General features: G+C 64.9%; 17 protein-coding genes and 1 tRNA gene. 11 read left to right on the forward strand and 7 right to left on the reverse strand.

Translation table 11 applies throughout. The features are described from left to right. From ACI3K3_RS23655 to ACI3K3_RS23665, 3 genes are all read left to right on the forward strand, one after another. A partial coding sequence (locus ACI3K3_RS23655) for a translation initiation factor IF-2 (protein ID WP_404918238.1) occupies positions 1 to 1,067 on the forward strand: 1,067 nt, incomplete at its 5' end. Positions 1,068 to 1,235: 168 nt separating this feature from the next. Beyond that, positions 1,236 to 1,337 carry a putative holin-like toxin gene (locus ACI3K3_RS23660; protein ID WP_346426700.1) on the forward strand — a complete coding sequence of 34 codons (102 nt, stop codon included), beginning with the start codon at positions 1,236 to 1,238 and terminating at the stop codon, positions 1,335 to 1,337. Positions 1,338 to 1,496: 159 nt separating this feature from the next. Beyond that, complete coding sequence (locus tag ACI3K3_RS23665; protein ID WP_404918240.1) at positions 1,497 to 2,030, forward strand: DUF1697 domain-containing protein; 534 nt, start codon at positions 1,497 to 1,499, stop codon at positions 2,028 to 2,030. A gap of 76 nt (positions 2,031 to 2,106) precedes the next feature. On the opposite strand, the gene ACI3K3_RS23670 is transcribed toward ACI3K3_RS23665, so the two are convergent. Further along, positions 2,107 to 2,445, reverse strand: coding sequence for an RcnB family protein (locus ACI3K3_RS23670; RefSeq protein WP_404918242.1), 339 nt, complete (start codon positions 2,443 to 2,445; stop codon positions 2,107 to 2,109). A gap of 121 nt (positions 2,446 to 2,566) precedes the next feature. Here ACI3K3_RS23670 and rbfA point away from each other — a divergent pair, with 121 nt between their 5' ends. Next, positions 2,567 to 2,959, forward strand: coding sequence for a 30S ribosome-binding factor RbfA (rbfA, locus tag ACI3K3_RS23675; protein ID WP_404918244.1), 393 nt, complete (start codon positions 2,567 to 2,569; stop codon positions 2,957 to 2,959). Positions 2,960 to 2,965: 6 nt separating this feature from the next. Here rbfA and ACI3K3_RS23680 read toward each other — a convergent pair whose 3' ends face one another. Further along, positions 2,966 to 4,591, reverse strand: coding sequence for a DUF1963 domain-containing protein (locus ACI3K3_RS23680; RefSeq protein WP_404918246.1), 1,626 nt, complete (start codon positions 4,589 to 4,591; stop codon positions 2,966 to 2,968). A gap of 184 nt (positions 4,592 to 4,775) precedes the next feature. Between ACI3K3_RS23680 and ACI3K3_RS23685 the strand changes: the two genes are divergently transcribed. From ACI3K3_RS23685 to pnp, 5 genes are all read left to right on the forward strand, one after another. Next, positions 4,776 to 5,366 carry a thymidine kinase gene (locus ACI3K3_RS23685; protein ID WP_313435796.1) on the forward strand — a complete coding sequence of 197 codons (591 nt, stop codon included), beginning with the start codon at positions 4,776 to 4,778 and terminating at the stop codon, positions 5,364 to 5,366. 58 nt (positions 5,367 to 5,424) lie between these two features. After that, complete coding sequence (locus ACI3K3_RS23690) at positions 5,425 to 6,111, forward strand: site-2 protease family protein (protein ID WP_404918248.1); 687 nt, start codon at positions 5,425 to 5,427, stop codon at positions 6,109 to 6,111. Between the two features lie 37 nt (positions 6,112 to 6,148). Beyond that, positions 6,149 to 7,105, forward strand: a complete 957-nt coding sequence (gene truB, locus ACI3K3_RS23695; protein WP_404918250.1) for a tRNA pseudouridine(55) synthase TruB — start codon at positions 6,149 to 6,151, stop codon at positions 7,103 to 7,105. Between the two features lie 5 nt (positions 7,106 to 7,110). Further along, positions 7,111 to 7,380, forward strand: coding sequence for a 30S ribosomal protein S15 (gene rpsO, locus ACI3K3_RS23700; protein WP_021232261.1), 270 nt, complete (start codon positions 7,111 to 7,113; stop codon positions 7,378 to 7,380). Between the two features lie 352 nt (positions 7,381 to 7,732). After that, positions 7,733 to 10,060, forward strand: a complete 2,328-nt coding sequence (gene pnp, locus ACI3K3_RS23705) for a polyribonucleotide nucleotidyltransferase (protein WP_404918252.1) — start codon at positions 7,733 to 7,735, stop codon at positions 10,058 to 10,060. Positions 10,061 to 10,197: 137 nt separating this feature from the next. Here the strand turns inward: pnp and ACI3K3_RS23710 are convergent, their stop codons facing one another. The 3 genes from ACI3K3_RS23710 to ACI3K3_RS23720 all read right to left on the reverse strand — a co-directional run bounded on the left by ACI3K3_RS23710 (position 10,198) and on the right by ACI3K3_RS23720 (position 13,265). Continuing rightward, on the reverse strand, positions 10,198 to 11,418 hold the full coding sequence (locus tag ACI3K3_RS23710) for a diguanylate cyclase (RefSeq protein WP_404918254.1): 1,221 nt from the start codon (positions 11,416 to 11,418) through the stop codon (positions 10,198 to 10,200). 300 nt (positions 11,419 to 11,718) lie between these two features. Beyond that, positions 11,719 to 11,792 (reverse strand) — tRNA-Cys (locus ACI3K3_RS23715). 72 nt (positions 11,793 to 11,864) lie between these two features. Beyond that, the gene (locus ACI3K3_RS23720) at positions 11,865 to 13,265 is read right to left on the reverse strand and encodes an RNB domain-containing ribonuclease (protein ID WP_404918256.1); all 1,401 of its coding nucleotides are present in this window, start codon (positions 13,263 to 13,265) and stop codon (positions 11,865 to 11,867) included. A gap of 180 nt (positions 13,266 to 13,445) precedes the next feature. On the opposite strand from ACI3K3_RS23720, the gene ACI3K3_RS23725 reads away from it, so the two are divergent. Continuing rightward, the gene (locus tag ACI3K3_RS23725; protein ID WP_404918258.1) at positions 13,446 to 14,009 is read left to right on the forward strand and encodes a molybdenum cofactor guanylyltransferase; all 564 of its coding nucleotides are present in this window, start codon (positions 13,446 to 13,448) and stop codon (positions 14,007 to 14,009) included. A gap of 12 nt (positions 14,010 to 14,021) precedes the next feature. Here the strand turns inward: ACI3K3_RS23725 and ACI3K3_RS23730 are convergent, their stop codons facing one another. Both ACI3K3_RS23730 and ACI3K3_RS23735 read right to left on the reverse strand, forming a co-directional pair. Further along, on the reverse strand, positions 14,022 to 14,771 hold the full coding sequence (locus ACI3K3_RS23730) for a winged helix-turn-helix domain-containing protein (RefSeq protein WP_404918260.1): 750 nt from the start codon (positions 14,769 to 14,771) through the stop codon (positions 14,022 to 14,024). A gap of 134 nt (positions 14,772 to 14,905) precedes the next feature. Next, complete coding sequence (locus tag ACI3K3_RS23735) at positions 14,906 to 16,105, reverse strand: LL-diaminopimelate aminotransferase (protein WP_404918262.1); 1,200 nt, start codon at positions 16,103 to 16,105, stop codon at positions 14,906 to 14,908. Between the two features lie 229 nt (positions 16,106 to 16,334). On the opposite strand from ACI3K3_RS23735, the gene ACI3K3_RS23740 reads away from it, so the two are divergent. After that, positions 16,335 to 18,151 (forward strand): PHA/PHB synthase family protein (locus ACI3K3_RS23740; RefSeq protein WP_404918264.1); only part of this gene is annotated, 1,817 nt, incomplete at its 3' end.

Below are 18,151 nucleotides of genomic sequence, written 5' to 3' on the forward strand. Positions count from 1 at the left end.
AGACCGGCGCCGGTCTCGACGAACTGATCGAGAAGATCCTGCTCCAGGCCGAACTCATGGAACTGAAGGCCAACCCCGACCGCGAGGCCGAAGCCACCGTGATCGAAGCCAAGCTCGACAAGGGCAAGGGCCCGCTGGCGACCGTTCTGGTCAACCGCGGCACCCTGAAGGTCGGCGACATCCTCGTCGTCGGCACCGAGAGCGGCCGCGTGCGCGCCATGCTGGACGACAAGGGCCGTCAGGTGAAGATCGCTCCGCCTTCGATGCCGGTGGAAGTCCTTGGTATCGGCGGTGTGCCGATGGCCGGTGACAAGCTGACCGTGGTCGAAAGCGAGCAGCGTGCCCGCGAGGTTTCGTCCTACCGTCAGGAACAAGCGACCGCCAAGCGCACTGCCACGGCGCCCGCCAGCATCGACACGATGTTCTCGGCGCTCGCCGCCAAGCAGAACGTCATCGAGTACCCGATCGTGGTCAAGGCGGACGTGCAGGGTTCGGTGGAAGCGATCAACACCGCGCTCCACAACCTCTCGAACGACGAGATCAAGGTCCGCATCCTGCAGTCGGGCGTCGGTGCCATCACCGAGACCGACGTTGCCCTGGCTGCGGCTTCGGGTGCGCCGATCGTGGGCTTCAACGTCCGCCCGAACGCCAAGGCGCGCGAGCAGGTTGCGAAGACCAAGACGCCGATGATGTACTACGACGTCATCTACGAGCTGACCGCCGAGGTCGCGAAGCAGATGGCCGGCATCTGGGGTCCGGAACGCATCGAAACCGTCGTCGGCCGCGCCGAAGTCAAGCAGGTCTTCCCGGCCGGCAAGCGCGACAAGGCCGCCGGTCTGCTGGTGGTCGAAGGCTTCATCCGCAAGGGCCTCAGCGCGCGTCTCACCCGCAACGATGTCATCGTTTCGGCCACGACGATCTCCTCGCTGCGTCGCTTCAAGGACGATATCGACGAAGTGCGCGCCGGCCTGGAATGCGGCGTGGTGCTGGCCGACACGAACGACATCAAGGCGGGCGACCACCTCGAAGTCTTCGAAGTCAGCCATCGCGAGCGTACCGTCGGCTAAGGCTGTCGCCCGAACACGAACGAAGGGCCATCGCCGGAGAAATCCGGCGGTGGCCTTCTTCGTTTTCGTAGAGGAGACGCTGTTGTCACGAATTTAACCAGATTTCCGTGTGACCGTGCGTCTATGGCTGTCCCGTCGCAACGGCGACGGAGAGGACGGTGATGTCATGTGAGCACGGAAATCGTGGTAATGCTGGTTCTCGGCGCGGCGACCTTCCTGGTCGCGCTTCTGCAACTGGTGGTGAAGCTCATCGAGCTGAACCGCCGGTAAAGCGCCGATAGTCGGTAAGGAGGCTGGCGCTGCAACGTCAGTCTCCGATAGGGCCGATAAGAAAACGGGCCCGGATGCTGCAACACCCAGGCCCGGACGGTGATGTGAAAACGTCGACCGTGGTAGGCCGATCATACTTCACCAGCCGGAATTTTCAAGATGACCCGCTATTGCGCCTTTTTCGAATCCATGACCGTTGGCGGTGATCGCCTGTCGATGGCGGACCTGCGCTACGCGTTCGAGCGCGAGGAACTGGAGAATGCCGAGACGGTGATTTCCAGCGGCAATGTCCTGTTCGATTACGAGGAGCGGCCGAGCGAGGGGTTGGAAGACCTTTTGGCCTACCTGATGCGCGACCGCTTCGACATGAAGACGTTCGTGGCGGTCAGAACGCGTGAGGAAATCCGCGCCGCCGTCGAGCAGAATCCCTTCGCGGGCGAGAGCGGCGACACCTTCGTCCATACGGTGCTGCTGGGCAGCCAGCCCTCGGCAGAGCAGTTCGATCGGCTCGTGGCGGATCACGGACGGGTGGGCATGGAAAGGCTGGCGCTCGGCACGCGGAGCCTCTTCGTCGATTTCGCCGCGCCCATGGGCGGGAGCCTTTTGACCATGGACTTCATCGAGAAGCGCCTGGGCTGCCGGGGCACGGCGCGCAACGTGCGGTCGCTGGCGCGGATCGTCCAGAAGATGTGAAAAAGGCGCCGCATTTTCTAGACCGTCTCCGAGGCGCCCCGCCAAGCGCCTCACCCTCTTCAGTCCGGCGTCGAATTCAGCGGAACATGCCCGAGGTCACGGCGGCGACGATGCCGCTGGTCACGCCGACGAGCAGCATGTCGTTGCCCGAACGGACGTAGTGATAGCCTTTCGGCGGTGCTTTCACATTGTGGTACTTGCGATAGTCGACCATCTGATAATGGGTGGCCCGGTTGCGGTCGAACTTCTCGCCCTTGCGGAACTGCGGCCCCTTGCTCGGCTGCTGGTGCTGATTCTGGGCCTGATCCTTGGAATGCCTCTGGCTTTGCGAATGGCCGGGTGCTGCCATCGCGGGCGTGGCCACGACGGGCGCGATCAGCGCGGCGGCGAGCAGGGTGGCGGTGAATTTCCTCATTCTCGAAAGCTCCTTGAAGCGTCTGTTGCTGGTTGGTTGCCGAGGCTAAACCACAGAAAGAGACGCCGGAGCCGTAATCAATTGTTGCAAATTGTCGTCGTCCGCCCACATGGAACAAGCCATGGTACGCCAGCAAGTCACGCCCGAGCAGCACTCCGTCCGCCTCCTGAAGGTGGGCGAACAAGTGCGTCACGTCCTTTCCGAGATTCTCACGCGCCAGCAGGTCCACGATGACACGTTGAGCGCCCATTCCGTTTCCGTGACCGAAGTGCGCATGAGCCCCGACTTGCGCATGGCTACGGTCTATGTGAAGCCGCTGTTGGGAGAGGACGAGGAAGTCGTGCTCAAGGCGCTGCGCACGCATACGGCGTTCTTCCAGCGCGAAGTCGCCCAGCGGCTGAAGCTGCGGTTCGCGGCCCGGATCCGCTTCCGCCCCGACGAGACTTTCGACGAGGCCAGCCGCATCGACGCCTTGCTCAGCGATCCCCGCGTGAAGCGCGACCTTGACGAGTAATCGGACTCAACCTTCCTCGAAGGTCAGCGAGGCGCGATCCCACCTTCTGTTGGCCAGGTCTTCAGGGCTGATCCAGAACTGGTACAGACCCATGTCGCCCCAGTTCCATTCCATCATGTCGTCATAGGCGAGTTGCAGCAGCAGCACGTCGCGGCGATGGTCCTCGCCCATAGCGCGGCGGCTGCCGCCGGGGCCGAAGATCTGGTGCTGGTGCAGGTTGGCGAGCCGATAGGCGGCGTTGATGTGCGCCAGTTCCGCGTCGGAAACCTGTGCCAACGCCTCCGGTGGGCCGGAAACCATCGCTCTGAGCGAGAAGGCAGCCAGGTCCGCCAGGGTCTGCGGCACGTGATGGCGCACCAGGTCCGCGCAGTCCCGATTGACATGCACCAGCACGTCCTGAAGCACGGTGCTTTCCTCGCTCGTGAGCGGCGCCCATGGATCGCGCTCCCGGGTGAACTCGTCCATCGCCTGGGTCACCTGCTCCAGGGCTGCATGCTGCATCCGGCAGGCGTGGAGCCGGGCGTCCTCGCGGTCGACGGCGCGACGGGCGGCCTCAAGTCTCAGCGGCGTCGTATCCGGATCGGCGCCAAGCAGTTCGACGTCGTCACGGGCGCCGTCGGTCCGGCTCTCGCGTCGGTCGATCTGGAGCGATGCTTCGTCCAGCGCGACGTGGAACAGGTTGGCGAGATGGAGCGCGCCGTGCCACCAGACCCGCTCGACCGGTTCCTGCACTGTCAGCGGCCCGTTCCGCAGCGGATAGCGCTGGGCGAGGCGCTCGGTCATGGCCTGTTCGATGGCGGGTTCGTCGCCGGGTCGATGAGGATCGCGCAACGCCTCCGGCAAGGCGAGGGATACGGCCTCCACCGGCCAGAACGGAAAGAATTCATGGCTCAGTCGCGAAGCATGGCGGGGTAGCGGAAAGCCGCCTTCGTCATAGGCAGGGGGCAGGTGCGCAGGGGGGCGGCTGAACTCGTGATCGCCGGCAGGCACCGGCACCACCGCGCCGGTGCCGACGAAGAAGGCCAGCGACCCGGCTTCGGGCAAAGGGTTGCCGGGAAGCGGGTTGCCGGGGAAGGCAGCGGCGATCCGGGCAAGGTCGATCTGTGCGGCGAAGGGCAGCGGCGCGCCGTTGCGGTCGCGCGGCCAGGGAATTCCGGCCAGCTTGGGAAGCCCGCCCAGCCAGCTGGTATCGTCGAACCAGTCCCGCGAGCGGGAACGCGCCTTGCGTACCAGCACGACCGGACGAACCAGCAGGTCTTCGGGATCGGGCATGGACGAAGCCAGGCTCCGACGGTCGGGTCCGCTGCGATCGTTCTGCTCGGCGGCCTGCTCTTCCGCCGATGCTTCCGGCCGCCAGACGGGGCCGGGAAGCGACTCGCCATCCTGTTTCCCATCCGCCTTTCGCGCCGCGAACAGCGTCAACCCGCAGAGCACGGCCCCCACCAGCAGCGGGGCGGCTATCGCGCCGCCGCGCCCCACCAGCGAAACCAGCGCCGCCGTGGCATCGTCAAGGAAGGTGGCGGTCTGCCGCCAGGGTCCGGTGGCGAATGGCGCGAATGGTGCATCGATGACATATCCGGCAGCGGCTCCGGCGAGCGCGATGATCACGACCAGGGCGATCCATCTCTTCATGTCCATCTCCACGCCGCTCTGCCGGCATCCGGTCAGGATGCTCGATACCGGCCAACGCGACACCAGTCGGAGAGGCCCTTCCACGGCTGTCCGGATTAGATAACGCCGCGCGGTTTCATTCAAGCGGGGACAATCGCCCAAGTCGCCGTGCGGGCCGGGGAAGGTCATGTTATCCCCAGTTCCGATGGCTAAACTCTATTTCTACTATGCCAGCATGAACGCCGGCAAATCGGCGACTTTGCTGCAAGCGAACTTCAACTATCACGAGCGCGGGATGCGCACGATGCTGTGGACCGCCGGAATCGACGATCGCAGCGATGCGCGAGGGCAGGATTTCGCGATCGAGAGCCGCATCGGCCTTCACGCGCCGGCGCATCGTTTCCAGCGCGATACCGATCTGGTGGCGCAAGTGCGGGCGGTCCATGCGGTGGAGCCACTGTCCTGTGTTCTCGTCGACGAGGCGCAGTTTCTCACCCCGGCGCAGGCCTGGCAGTGCGCGCATGTGGCGGACCGGGAGAACATCCCGGTGCTCTGTTACGGGCTGCGCACCGATTTCCGGGGCGAGCTGTTTCCGGGGTCGGCGGTGCTTCTGGGGATTGCCGATGCGCTCATCGAGTTGAAGGCGGTGTGCCACTGCGGCAGGAAGGCGACGATGAACCTGCGCGTCGATGCAGCGGGAGCGGCGGTGCGCGAGGGCGCGCAGACCGAGATCGGCGGCAACGACCGCTATGTCGCACTCTGCCGCAAGCATTTCGGGGAGGCCATGGAGCGGTGATGCACGCTTCTGCGGCTGCTCCATTGCGGCGGAGGTCGCCCACCCCTAGATCAGCGCCATGAACCAGACCCTGCTGCAAGCCGCGGCGCTTATCATCCCGCTCATCATCGCCATCGTCTTTCACGAGGTGGCGCATGGCTGGACTGCCCTGGCCCTGGGCGATCCGACCGCGCAGGAGCAACGGCGCCTGTCGCTCAACCCGCTGCGTCACGTCGATCCCATGGGCACGATCGCGCTGCCGGGGTTCCTGGCGCTGACGGGTCTTCCGATCTTCGGATGGGCCAAGCCGGTGCCGGTCAACCGCTGGCGCCTGGCCGATCCGAAGCGCGGGATGATGGTGGTCGCCGCCGCCGGTCCGGGCTCGAACCTGGTGCTGGCCGCGATCGGCGCGATGTTGCTTGGCCTGCTGGTGCGGTTCGCGGGCGACGCCGAAGGGGCAGGCATTTCCTTCGCGGCGATGAACCTCAACAACTTCATCATGATCAACGTCTTCCTGGCGCTGTTCAACCTCCTGCCGATCCCGCCGTTCGACGGTTCGCATATCGTCGAGGGCTTGCTGCCGGAGAGGCTGGCGGAAGCCTATGCCCGGTTTCGACCCTATGGCTTCCCGCTGCTGATCGTGCTGCTGCTGGTGGTCCCCTACTTCTTCCCGCAATGGGGCATCGTGCGGAAGCTGGTGCTGCCGCCAGTGATCTGGGCGACCGACCATTACTACGCCCTGGCACAGTTCGTGGCGGGCGCCTGAAGTTGACATTTGCGCCGCGCGCGACTTGGGAAAGCGGATGAATTCGACCGTTCCCGTTCGCCCGGCCCCGCATGGCTGGATCATCCTCGACAAACCGCTGGGCCTCGGCTCGACGCAGGCGGTCGCCGCCGTGAAGCGCAACTTGCGCGAGGCGGGCTACGGCAAGAAGGTGAAGGTCGGCCACGGCGGTACGCTCGATCCGCTGGCCACCGGCGTGCTGCCCGTCGCACTGGGCGAGGCGACCAAGCTGGCCGGGCGGATGCTCGATGCCAGCAAGGTCTACGAGTTCACGGTTCAGTTCGGCCGGCAAACCGATACGCTGGACCTTGAGGGCCAGGTCATGGCTACCAGCGACATCCAGCCGGGCTTTGGCGCTGTCGAATCGATATTGCAGGAGCACTTCACGGGCGAGATCGACCAGATTCCTCCCGCCTATTCCGCCATCAAAGTTGATGGCGAGAGAGCTTACGATCTGGCGAGGGCGGGTGAGGACGTGCAACTCAAGTCCCGCAGAGTGACTATTTTCGGCTGGGAGTACCTTGCCGAGGGCTTCGTCGGCGAGTGGGATGCAAGCGAGCAATACGTTACTTTGCGGGTGAAAGTTTCCAAGGGAACCTATATTCGCAGCCTTGCCCGTGACATTTCATTGGCCCTCGGCACCGTCGGTCATGTGACCATGCTACGCCGCGTGAAGGCCGGCCCGTTCGACCTGTCGCGGGCGATTTCGCTGGACAAATTGAACGAAATCGGCAAGGGCGCTGCGCTTGAACAGGTACTCTTGCCACTTGAGGTGGGGCTGGACGACATCCCGGCCATCGACCTCGATCCGGAGCAGGCAAGGGCGGTCCGCCAGGGCCGTGTTCTGACCGGATTGCCCCATGAAGACGGGCTCTGCTGGGCGCGGGAAGGGATCACTCCCGTCGCGCTCATGGAGCTTTCGGGTGGAGAAGCCCGCGTCGTCAGGGGATTCAACCTATCGGATGTCGCGGAGTAGAGTACATGTCGGTTACCGCTGAAAAGAAGCAGGACATCATTTCGGACAACGCACGCGTCGCTGGCGACACGGGCAGCCCGGAAGTTCAGGTCGCGATCCTCACCGAGCGCATCCGCAACCTGACCGAGCACTTCAAGGCTCACCACAAGGACAACCACTCGCGTCGCGGTCTGCTGGCCATGGTCAACAAGCGCCGCTCGCTGCTGGACTACCTGAAGAAGAAGGATGTGGCGCGCTACAACGCCCTCATCCAGAAGCTCGGTCTGCGTAAGTAAGAACCGAGAAGACGGCCCGCTTCGGCGGGCCGTTTTGCATTTATGGCCCGCGATGTGGTAATGGGCCCGCGTGATGAAGCCCATGTGGTAATGGGGCTACGTCGTCCCGGACTTGATCCGGGACCGCTGGCAAGGTCACGCAAGCTGCCGGCAGGGCGCTTTCACGCGAACGCGCGCCTAAAGACAGCTACCGGTCCCGGATCAAGTCCGGGACGACGAATTTAACCGGGCATCTTCCGCAATCCGGCGGGAGGCCCAGGGGCGACGAAAAAGCCCTGCACCGGACCGGGACGGTATCCCCGGCAGTAAGCCCCGCATGGCAATAGGGCCTCGCGGGTCAAGGAAATCGAAAATGTTCGACGTCAAAACCGTAAGCATGGAGTGGGGCGGCAAGACCCTCACCCTCGAAACCGGCCGCGTGGCCCGTCAGGCCGACGGCGCCGTCCTTGCCACCTATGGCGAAACGGTCGTGCTCTGCGCGGTGACCGCCGCCAAGTCGGTGAAGGAAGGCCAAGACTTCTTCCCGCTGACCGTCCACTACCAGGAAAAGTTCTCGTCCGCAGGACGCATTCCGGGTGGCTTCTTCAAGCGTGAGCGCGGCGCCACCGAAAAGGAAACGCTGACCAGCCGCCTGATCGACCGTCCGGTCCGTCCGCTGTTCCCCGAAGGTTTCTACAACGAAATCAACGTGATCTGCCAGGTTCTCAGCTTTGATGGCGAGACCGAGGCCGATGTCGTTGCGATGATCGCCGCTTCGGCCGCGCTCACCATCTCGGGCGTGCCCTTCATGGGCCCGATCGGCGCCTGCCGCGTCGGCTTCGTCGACGGCGAATACACGCTGAACCCGAAGCAGACCGCCGCGCTGGCCGATGGCCGCCTCGATCTCGTCGTCGCCGCCACCGGCGATGCCGTGATGATGGTGGAATCGGAAGCCAAGGAGCTGACCGAGGAAGAGATGCTCGGCGCCGTCATGTTCGCGCATGACGAATGCCGCAAGGTCGTCAACCTCGTGATCGACCTCGCCGAGCAGGCCGCCAAGGAACCTTGGGAAATCGACCTGTCGGACAACACCGCCGACATCAAGGCGAAGCTCAAGAAGGCCGTCGGCAAGGACGTTACCGCTGCCTACAAGCTGACCGACAAGTCGGCCCGCTCGAACGCGCTGAACGTCGCTCGCGCCAAGGCCAAGGAAGCCTTCTCCGGCGAGACCCCGCAGCTGCAGATGGTCGCCATCAAGACCATGAAGAAGCTGGAAGCGGAAATCGTGCGCGGCGCCATCCTCAAGGACGGCAAGCGTATCGACGGCCGCAAGCTCGACCAGGTCCGCCCGATCGAATCGATGGTCGGCTTCCTGCCGCGCACGCACGGTTCGGCGCTGTTCACCCGCGGTGAAACGCAGGCGATCTGCACCACCACGCTGGGCACCAAGGACGCCGAACAGATGATCGACGGCCTGGAAGGCCTGTCGTATTCGTCGTTCATGCTGCACTACAACTTCCCGCCCTACTCGGTCGGCGAAGTGGGTCGCTTCGGCGCCCCGGGCCGTCGCGAGATCGGCCACGGCAAGCTGGCATGGCGCGCGCTGCACCCGGTGCTGCCCGCCAAGGAAGACTTCCCCTACACCATCCGCATCCTGTCGGACATCACCGAGTCGAACGGCTCGTCCTCGATGGCGACGATCTGCGGCGGCTGCCTTTCGATGATGGACGCCGGCGTGCCGCTGGTCCGTCCGGTTTCGGGCATTGCCATGGGCCTGATCCTGGAAGGCGACGACTTCGCCGTTCTTTCGGACATCCTGGGCGACGAGGATCACCTCGGCGACATGGACTTCAAGGTGGCTGGCACCGAACTCGGCATCACCACGATGCAGATGGACATCAAGATCGCCGGCATCACCAAGGAAATCATGGGCAAGGCGCTGGAGCAGGCGAAGGCCGGCCGCGCGCACATCCTGGGTGAGATGAACAAGGCCCTGGGTTCGGCTCGCACCGAACTTTCGGCTCACGCACCGCGCATCGAGACGATCCAGATCGACAAGTCGAAGATCCGTGACGTCATCGGCACCGGCGGCAAGGTGATCCGCGAGATCGTCGCCGAAACCGGCGCCAAGGTGGACATCGACGACGAAGGCGTGATCAAGATCTCGTCGTCCGACGTGGCCCAGATCGAAGCCGCCAAGAAGTGGATCCTCGGCATCGTCGAGGAAGCGGAAGTCGGCAAGATCTACAACGGCAAGGTCGTCAACATCGTCGACTTCGGTGCCTTCGTGAACTTCATGGGTGGCAAGGACGGCCTCGTCCACGTCTCCGAAATGAAGAACGAGCGCGTCGAAAAGCCGACGGACGTCGTCAAGGAAGGCCAGGAAGTCAAGGTCAAGGTCCTCGAGATCGACCCGCGCGGCAAGGTTCGCCTGTCGATGCGTGTCGTCGACCAGGAAACCGGCGCCGAGCTGGAAGATACCCGTCCGGCCCGCGAACCGCGCGAACCGCGTGGCGATCGTGGTCCCCGCGAAGATCGCGGCGGCGACCGTCGTGGTCCGCGTCGTGACGGTGGCCGTGGCGGCAACGACCGTGGTCCGCGCGGCGAAGGTCGCGGCGATCGCGGCCCCCGTGGCCCGCGCGGCGGCGACAACGGTGGCGGCGATCCCGACCACATGCCGGCGTTCCTGAAGGAAGACTGATCGCAGGGCGACCCGCGGCCTGAAGGAACACCGATCGGATAGCGATCGGTGTTCCAGAGCCCGAAATGAAGAAGGGACCGCAGCAATGCGGTCCCTTTTTTCCATGTCCGTGTGTGAGGTGGCGGGTGAAAACCCCGTCAGTTGGCGGCGGCGAGCCGAGGCGCGGATTTGTCGTCGCCCCGTGCGCGGCGGGGCGCGGTGACGACGCGGTTCCTGCCGCCCTGCTTTGCGGCGTAGAGCGCGCTGTCCGCCATGGTCACCACGTCGCCGGCGCCGGTTGCGGTTTCGGGGACGCTGGCGACGCCGAAGGAGGCGCTGACTTGGGCGCCATGGGCCGCGGAAAGCGCTTCCACGCGCTGACGCAGCAGCTCGGCCTTGGCGGCGGCATGTTCCAGGCCGCACTTGGGCATGATCACCAGCAATTCCTCGCCGCCGTAGCGTGCGATCACGTCCGAGGGGCGCAGCGTTTCCACCAGTTGGCCGGCAACGTCGCGCAGCACCGCATCGCCCTTGGCATGGCCGTGCTCGTCGTTGAGGCGCTTGAAGTTGTCGAGGTCGATCATCAGCACCGAGATCGGCGTGCCGGTGCGCTGGGCCAGGTTGATGTAGCGCTCCAGCGCATCCTCCATGTAGCGCCGATTGTAGAGCCCGGTCAGGGGATCGCGCAAGGATTGGGTCCGCAGCTTCTCGCGCAGGGCGATGTTGGACAGCGCCAGCGACATCGAATCGGCAAGGGCCCGGACGATACGCGTGACGTCCTGGAGCCGTCGCCCGGCATCCTCCGCTTCGCTGGCGAGCACGAGCAGGCCGAAGACCTGTCCGCGCGCCATCATCGGCACTTCGATGGTGGAGGCGTCGCCGATCCTGTGCTGGCAGCACAGCGAGCCGCCGCGCCGATCGTTGACATGCGGCTTGCCGCGCTTGAGCGCCCAGCAGCTTTCGGGGAACAGCGCGGGGGGCGGCGCGAAATCGTCCTTGCGGCTCCACGCGCGGGCCAGGTCAAGCCGGTCGCGCGAATGGTTGAACGCGTAGAGCGCGCCGTCCATTTCGGGCAGCAGCCGTTCGGCACTGGCCATGAGCACAGCGCCTGCATCCTCGTGATCGTCGGCAGCCTGAAGCATGTCCGTCATCGCGAACAGCTCCTCGACTTGCGCCCGCGCCGCGCCGGCTTCCGCCACCAGCGCCAGGTGACCGTCGAGTTCGGCCACCGCCCGGCGTCCATAACGGATGCCGACCCCAAGCGTGAACAGCGCCGTGGCCGCCGCAAGCCCCGCCAGGATTCGCGACGGCATGCCTTCGGTGAGACAGGCGCCGAGCGCGCAACCGGCACAAACGGCCTGAACCGCATGAACGGTCATGCGCCGGGCGGTCGTCATCGGCTGACTGGTTGAAAGTATACTATCGAGTTTCTGCATTCGCACCCGCTTCCATCGAAGCAGGCAAGGTAAAGGATGACAGCTAAGGAAGCGTAACGAAGATCATTAAGATGAAGTTATTCGGCATTAACTTCAGGTAACTGCCGTACTTGCGCCTTAGGCCTTGGCGCCTATTTGGGAGCGCGAATGTTTCTCTGTCCAACACACGATCATGCGCCCCGCGCCGAAGCGCCAGGACGAAACTGCATCGATCCGAGAGAAAGTGCCTCTGAGAGGCAAAGGTGGAGGCCCGAGCCGGAATCGAACCGGCGTGCAAGGATTTGCAGTCCTCTGCGTCACCACTCCGCCATCGGGCCATCCGTGTGGAGAAAGGCGCCCCTAACAATGGATCGCGGGCAGTGCAACGCCCATTTTCCGATCTCGCGAATTTAATCGACGACTTCGAATGATAACGTGCCTTCCAGCGGGTCGGCCCGGAGCAGGCGAAGCGAGAGGGTGGTGCCGGGGAGGGCATCCGGCGCGCTGACCGTTGCGATCACCGGAACCTCCTTGAACTGCACTTGTGCGCTGTCCTGCCGAAGATCGGAAACGACCGCCTTGAAGACGGTGCCTTCCTGCCCCTGAAGCATGGCGGCTTCCGCCAGGTCGATGACGGCCCTGTCGATCTGCGAATCGCGTGAAGCCGCGCGGGCCATGACACGCGGAAGCTCGGGGAGGGCGGAGCCGACCGCTTCCGGCAGCGCTTGGCCTTGTGCCAGCGCCAGCACTGTCCGCAGCACATAGCGATCCGCCAGGCGCCGCAAGGGCGCGGTGGCGTGGGCATAGGGCGCGGCCACGGCGGCATGCCAGGGAAGTTCGGACCATTGCTCGCTGTGCGGATCGAAAGGGCGATATCCCGCGCCCGACCCCGTCCTGCGGATGGCCAGCATGAATGCGGCCTCGGCGGGTTTGCCTGGATCGAGCCGCCGCTGGAACTGGGCGAGCGGCATGGCCGGGGGCCACTCCAGCTTCAGCGCCAGCGCGCTGGCACGGAGACGATCTTCGGCCTTGGCATCGGGCAGGGCCATGACCCTGAACAGTCCCGTTCCCGCCTCCAGCATCGTCTGCGCCACCGCCAGGTTGGCGGCGAGGGAGAGTGCGGCATTGCGCCGTTCGGAAAGCAACTGGGGGCGAAAACCCAGCGTGAAGCCCCCTTTGCCGTCGCTCTCGACGACTTGCTCGGGCGGGTCCACCCGCTGGGCGCCGCGCCGATCCTCGGCGCGTTCGATCCGGCGGGCGATCTCCACGAAGCCCTCGGGGAGCTGTTCGTCGCGCACGGTTTCGTAGGCGAGCTTGGCGCGGCTATGGATGAGGGCGCGCTCCACCCCCTCCAGGCGAGCTTCGCCCGCCGGGTCGATCCGGACGGTAAGGATGACGGCCGGCCGGTCGACGCCGGGCAGCAGGCTGGCGGCGCCCTCGCCCAGTGCGGCGGGGTAGAGGCTGGCCTTGCCGTCCGGAAGGTAAGTTGTGGTTCCGCGTCGCCACGCCTCCTGGTCCAGCGGGTCTCCGTCCTCCACGAACCAGGCGACATCCGCGATCGCATAGTGGAGCAGCCGGTCGGCGCCGCTTGCTTCGATCGCGAAGGCCTGGTCGAGATCCGTCGAGGCGGCCGGATCCAGCGTCACGAAGGGCAGGGCGGTGCGATCCGCGTGACGGTCCGGACGGCGCTGCGCGGCGCGTTCGGCCGCTTGCACGACCTCGGCGGGAAAAGCTTCGGGTATGGCGAAGCGGGCACGCAGGCGGGCAAGGCCCTGGTCCAGCAGGCGATCTGGGGCGACGAGCGTCTTCATGAAGCGAATTGGAGGACAGCCGGCGCTGGATTGCAAGGGCCTGCTGCGCGCAAGCGCGCGCAACTTCAAGGAATGCTGGGCGCCATCGCGTCCACCTCCAAGGAGTGCTTGCTCTCGGACGCGGGAACGGGCGTAGATGGCGATCGTTTTTGCAGTTCGAACGATCGGAAGGTGGCAGGCATGATTCTCGGAGCGGTTCTCGCCGGCGGGTTGTCCAGCAGGTTCGGTAGCGACAAGGCGCTGGCCGAGTTCGACGGGCACACGCTGATTTCTCTGGCGGTGGACGCTTTGTCCGGCTGGTCGGAAAAGGTGGTGGTGGTGGGGCGCGAGACGGCTCCTGCGCCGACCCTGCCGGATTGGCCCCGTTCGGGCATGGGGCCTTTGGGAGGACTGGCGGCCGCGCTCCGCATGGCGCAGGACGAGGGCTATGAGGCGGTTCTCACGTGCGGGGTCGATGCCGTCGCGCTGCCGGAGAACCTGCTTGCGCTACTGGGCCCCGCGCCCGCATACCTAGCGCAGCAGCCGGTGATCGGCATCTGGCCGGTGTCCGCGACGGCAGTGCTTGAGGCGCTGCTCCATAGCGAAGAGAGCCACTCGATGCGGCGTTTCGCGGAACTGGCGCAGGCGCGACGTGTGGAGATTCCGGAAACGATTGCGAACATCAATACACCGGGCGATCTGGCGGCGCTGGCTGCCCGGGATCATGTCGGTTCCCCGGTTCGCAACGCGCGCGAACCGGGATGACGGGACTTGCCGTCAATGCGCCAGGGATGCTTCGGTAACGGCGTCCTTGCGCGCGCGCGAAGGTTCAACCGCAACCTTGCGATCGATCCCTACCGTCTCGTCCGGCATGCGCAGGCGATAGCCGCCGGTGGGCGACGTTTCGATAACGCCCGCCAGGCCGACGAAGGCCAGTTTACGCCGCAGCCGCGACATGTGGACGGCCACGCTGTTGGTCTCGGGCACGAATCCCATGCGCCAGACATCGTAGATCAGCGCCTGCTTGCTCACGAACTGGTCGATCGAATCGGCCAGTCGCCACACCAGCGCGAATTCGCGCGGGTTGAGGTTGAGCGGCTTGCCGTCTCCAAAGGCCTCGCGGGCCAGCAGGTCCAGGGTCAGCCGACCGACGCGACGCGTGCGCGGCAGCCATTCGTTGAACTGCGCGAGGCGATTGGCGCGGGCGCCCAGTTCCTCGATCTCGATACGATCCGTTACCACGTCTCCAAAGCCGATCTGCAGCAGCGAGGTGCGATCATGCGCTTCGCTGACGCCAGCCACCAGAACGCAGCGACGTGCTTCCGGCAGCAGCCAGGAGAGAACCTGCATCCAGCTGACGCTGTCGAGGTTGGTCGCGTCTATCAGTCCGACGCAATTCGTTGCCGGAACGCCGTCCGGATCAAGGATCCAGCCGCAGCGTTGCAGGTCCAGACGTTCGGATATCTTTTCGGGTGCCAGCCATCGAAATCTTGGTGCGTGGCACTCACTCTTTCCCAGATAGGTCATTCCCCCCCCAATCTGTTCTGCCAGTGGTGAAACCAAGGCCTGTATACTGGGAAATGCCCCCTAGGGGACAACACCTAATTTCTTACAGGCGGGCTGGCAAAACTGCGATAACCCGCCTGTAAGGCTCAAAAAAATCACCCGGCAGGGGTGTTCACGCCCTTGGATACAAGGAAGCGCTTGATGTTGCGGGCGGCCTGGCGGAGGCGCTGTTCGTTCTCCACCATGGCGATGCGGACGTATCCTTCACCGTCCTCGCCATAGCCGACACCCGGAGCCACCGCGACTTCCGCCTCGGTCAGCAGCTGCTTCGAGAATTCGAGGCTGCCCATCTCCTTCAGCGCGGGCGGCAGCGGCGCCCAGGCGAACATCGAGGCCTTGGGGCTGGGAATGTCCCAACCGGCGCGGCCGAACGCTTCCACCATGACGTCGCGGCGCTTCTGGTAGAGGTTGCGGTTCTTCTCGACGATGTCCTGCGGGCCGTTGAGCGCGGCGCAGGCCGCTGCCTGGATCGGCGTGAAGGCGCCATAGTCGAGATAGGACTTCACGCGCTTCAGCGCTGCGATCAGCTTGGGATTGCCCACCGCGAAGCCGACGCGCCAGCCCGCCATCGAATAGGTCTTCGACATCGAGGTGAATTCCACCGCCACGTCCTTGGCGCCCGGCACTTCCAGGATCGAGCGGGTCGGGTTGCCGTCGTAGTAGAGTTCGGAATAGGCGAGGTCCGACAGGATCCAGACCTTATTCTCCTTCGCCCAGGCGACGAGGCGCTCGTAGAAGGCGAGGTCCACCGTCTCGGCCGTGGGGTTGGAGGGGTAGTTCACGATCAGGATCGAGGGGCGCGGCACGGTGAAGGCCATCGCGCGGTCCAGCGATTGCCAATAGCGCTCATCGGGCGTGGTCGGCACCGAGCGGATCGTCGCACCCGCGATGATGAAGCCGAAGGTGTGGATCGGGTAGCTGGGATTGGGCGCCAGCACCACGTCGCCGGGCGCGGTGATCGCGGTGGCGAGGCTGCCGAGGCCTTCCTTGGAACCCATCGTCATCACCACTTCGGTCTCGGGGTCGAGATCGACGTTGAAGCGGCGGCCGTAGTAGTTGGCCTGGGCCTTGCGGATGCCGGGAATGCCGCTGGAGGCCGAATAGCCGTGAGCGTCTTCCTTGCGCGCCACTTCGCACAGTTTGTCGATCACATGCTCCGGCGGCGGCAGGTCCGGGTTGCCCATGCCGAGGTCGATGATGTCCCTGCCCGCCTGGCGTGCCGCGTGACGCATCGCGTTGACTTCGGCGATAACGTAGGGCGGCAGGCGCTTGATGCGGTAGAACTCGTCTTCCATGACCTCTGAGAATCCATAAAACACACGGCGAAAGTGCCGCGCGGGTTCCTGTAGGGTATTAACGGCCCAGCGCAAATGGCCGATGCGCAATTGTTGCAGGCGCCTCGGCGCGAAATGCGCAACTTTTGTCCGGTTGGCCTGAGGGCTGGCAATCGATAGGAACAGCAGGCTAGGAATGGACCGGGAGATTCGTCCGGGTCGCCCCACTTGCACCGGAGTTGCACCGCTTATGGCGACCGATGCCACCGAACTGTTCACGACGATGTTCCGCAATCAGGACGGCAAGGCCGTGGGCGAGGCCTTCGGTCAGATGGCCGGACTTTTCGGCCAGTTCGTGCCCGCCGCAGGGACGCAGCAGGCCGATAGCACCGTGCAATGGGCGCAAGTCGCCAGCCGGATGCACACGATCTGGACCGACTATCAGGTCGAGCAGCTCGGCAAGGCCAAGGACGGCCCGCCTCATTACGCCGATCCGGTTAAGTGGGTCGCCACGGCCGAAAGCGTCATGCGACAATTGCCGCTGGCCAGCCCGGACGTGCAGCAGCGGTTGTGGAACGGCGTCTCCGCACTGATCAATGCCGTGTTGGGCCAATACGGTCTGGGAGCCAATGCCGTCGCCGAGCGGGAAGCAGAGCCCGAACTGCCGCTGCGCGATCGTCGTTTCGCGGATCCGGAATGGCGCCGCCAACCCTTCTTCGCGGTGCTGCACCAGGTCTACCTCCTGCTCTCGGCCGAGATCCTAGGCCTGGCGGAAGCGGCCGAAGGTCTGGAGCCGGCCCGCAAGGCGCAGCTCCTGTTCGCCACGCGCGCCATGGTCGATGCCCTCAGCCCGGCGAACTTCCCGCTGACCAATCCGGTCGCACTGGAAGCGGCCAACCGCACCCGGGGCGAAAGCCTGGTGCGGGGCTTCGAGAACCTGCTCGACGATCTGCGCAAGGGACAGCTGACCCACACCCGCCCTGGCGCCTTCGTGCTGGGCGAGAACATCGCGGTCACGCCCGGCAAGGTGGTGTTCGAAACCCCGCTCTATCAGCTCATTCAATATACGCCGACCACCGACAAGGTGCTGAAGACCCCGCTGCTGATCTTCCCGCCGTGGATCAATCGCTTCTACATTCTCGACCTCAACGCCAAGAAAAGCTTCGTGCGCTGGGCCGTGGAGCAGGGCGTTACGGTGTTCATGGTCTCGTGGAAGTCCGCCGACGCCACGATGGCCGATCTCGCCTGGGACGATTATATCGCCGCGCAGATCGAGGCGATCGACGTGGTGCGCGAAAGGCTGGACGTGCCGTCGGTCCACACCATCGGCTATTGCGTCGCCGGGACGACCCTGGCGGCGACGCTGGCCGTATTGGCGCGCAAGGGCGAAGCCGACAAGGCGGCAAGCGCCACCTTCTTCACCGCGCAAGTGGACTTCGAGGAAGCGGGAGACCTGAAGCACTTCGTCGACGATGCGCAGATCGAGACGCTCGGCAAGCTCTCGCCCGAGGGCTATCTCGACGGGCGCTATCTGGCGGCCACCTTCAACGTCCTGCGCGGCAACGACCTGATCTGGAACTACGTCGAGAAGAACTATCTCAAGGGCGAGGATTATCCCGCCTTCGACCTGCTCCACTGGAACGGTGACGTCACCAACCTGCCGGCCCACTGGCACCGCGACTACCTGCGCGACCTTTACCGCGACAACCGTCTGGTCGTGGCCGATTCCATGCAGGCCTGCGGCGTTCCCATCGACCTTCATCGCATCACGACGCCGGCCTATATCCAGGCCGGGAGAGAGGACCATATCGCTCCGCCCGAAAGCGTCTGGAAGCTGACCCACTATCTGGCCGGACCGTGTACTTTCCTGCTTGCGGGCTCGGGGCACATTGCCGGCGTGGTCAATCCGCCCAGTTCCAACAAGTACCAGTACTGGGTCAACGACGCGCAGACGGACACTCTTCCTGAGTTCGTCGCCGGTGCGCGCGAGCATCCCGGCAGCTGGTGGCCGCATTGGGCCGAATGGCTTCGGGGTCTGGACGATACGGAAGTTGCCGCGCGCGGCAA

The organism is Novosphingobium sp. ZW T3_23, from assembly GCF_044987305.1.
Lineage (GTDB): Bacteria > Pseudomonadota > Alphaproteobacteria > Sphingomonadales > Sphingomonadaceae > Novosphingobium.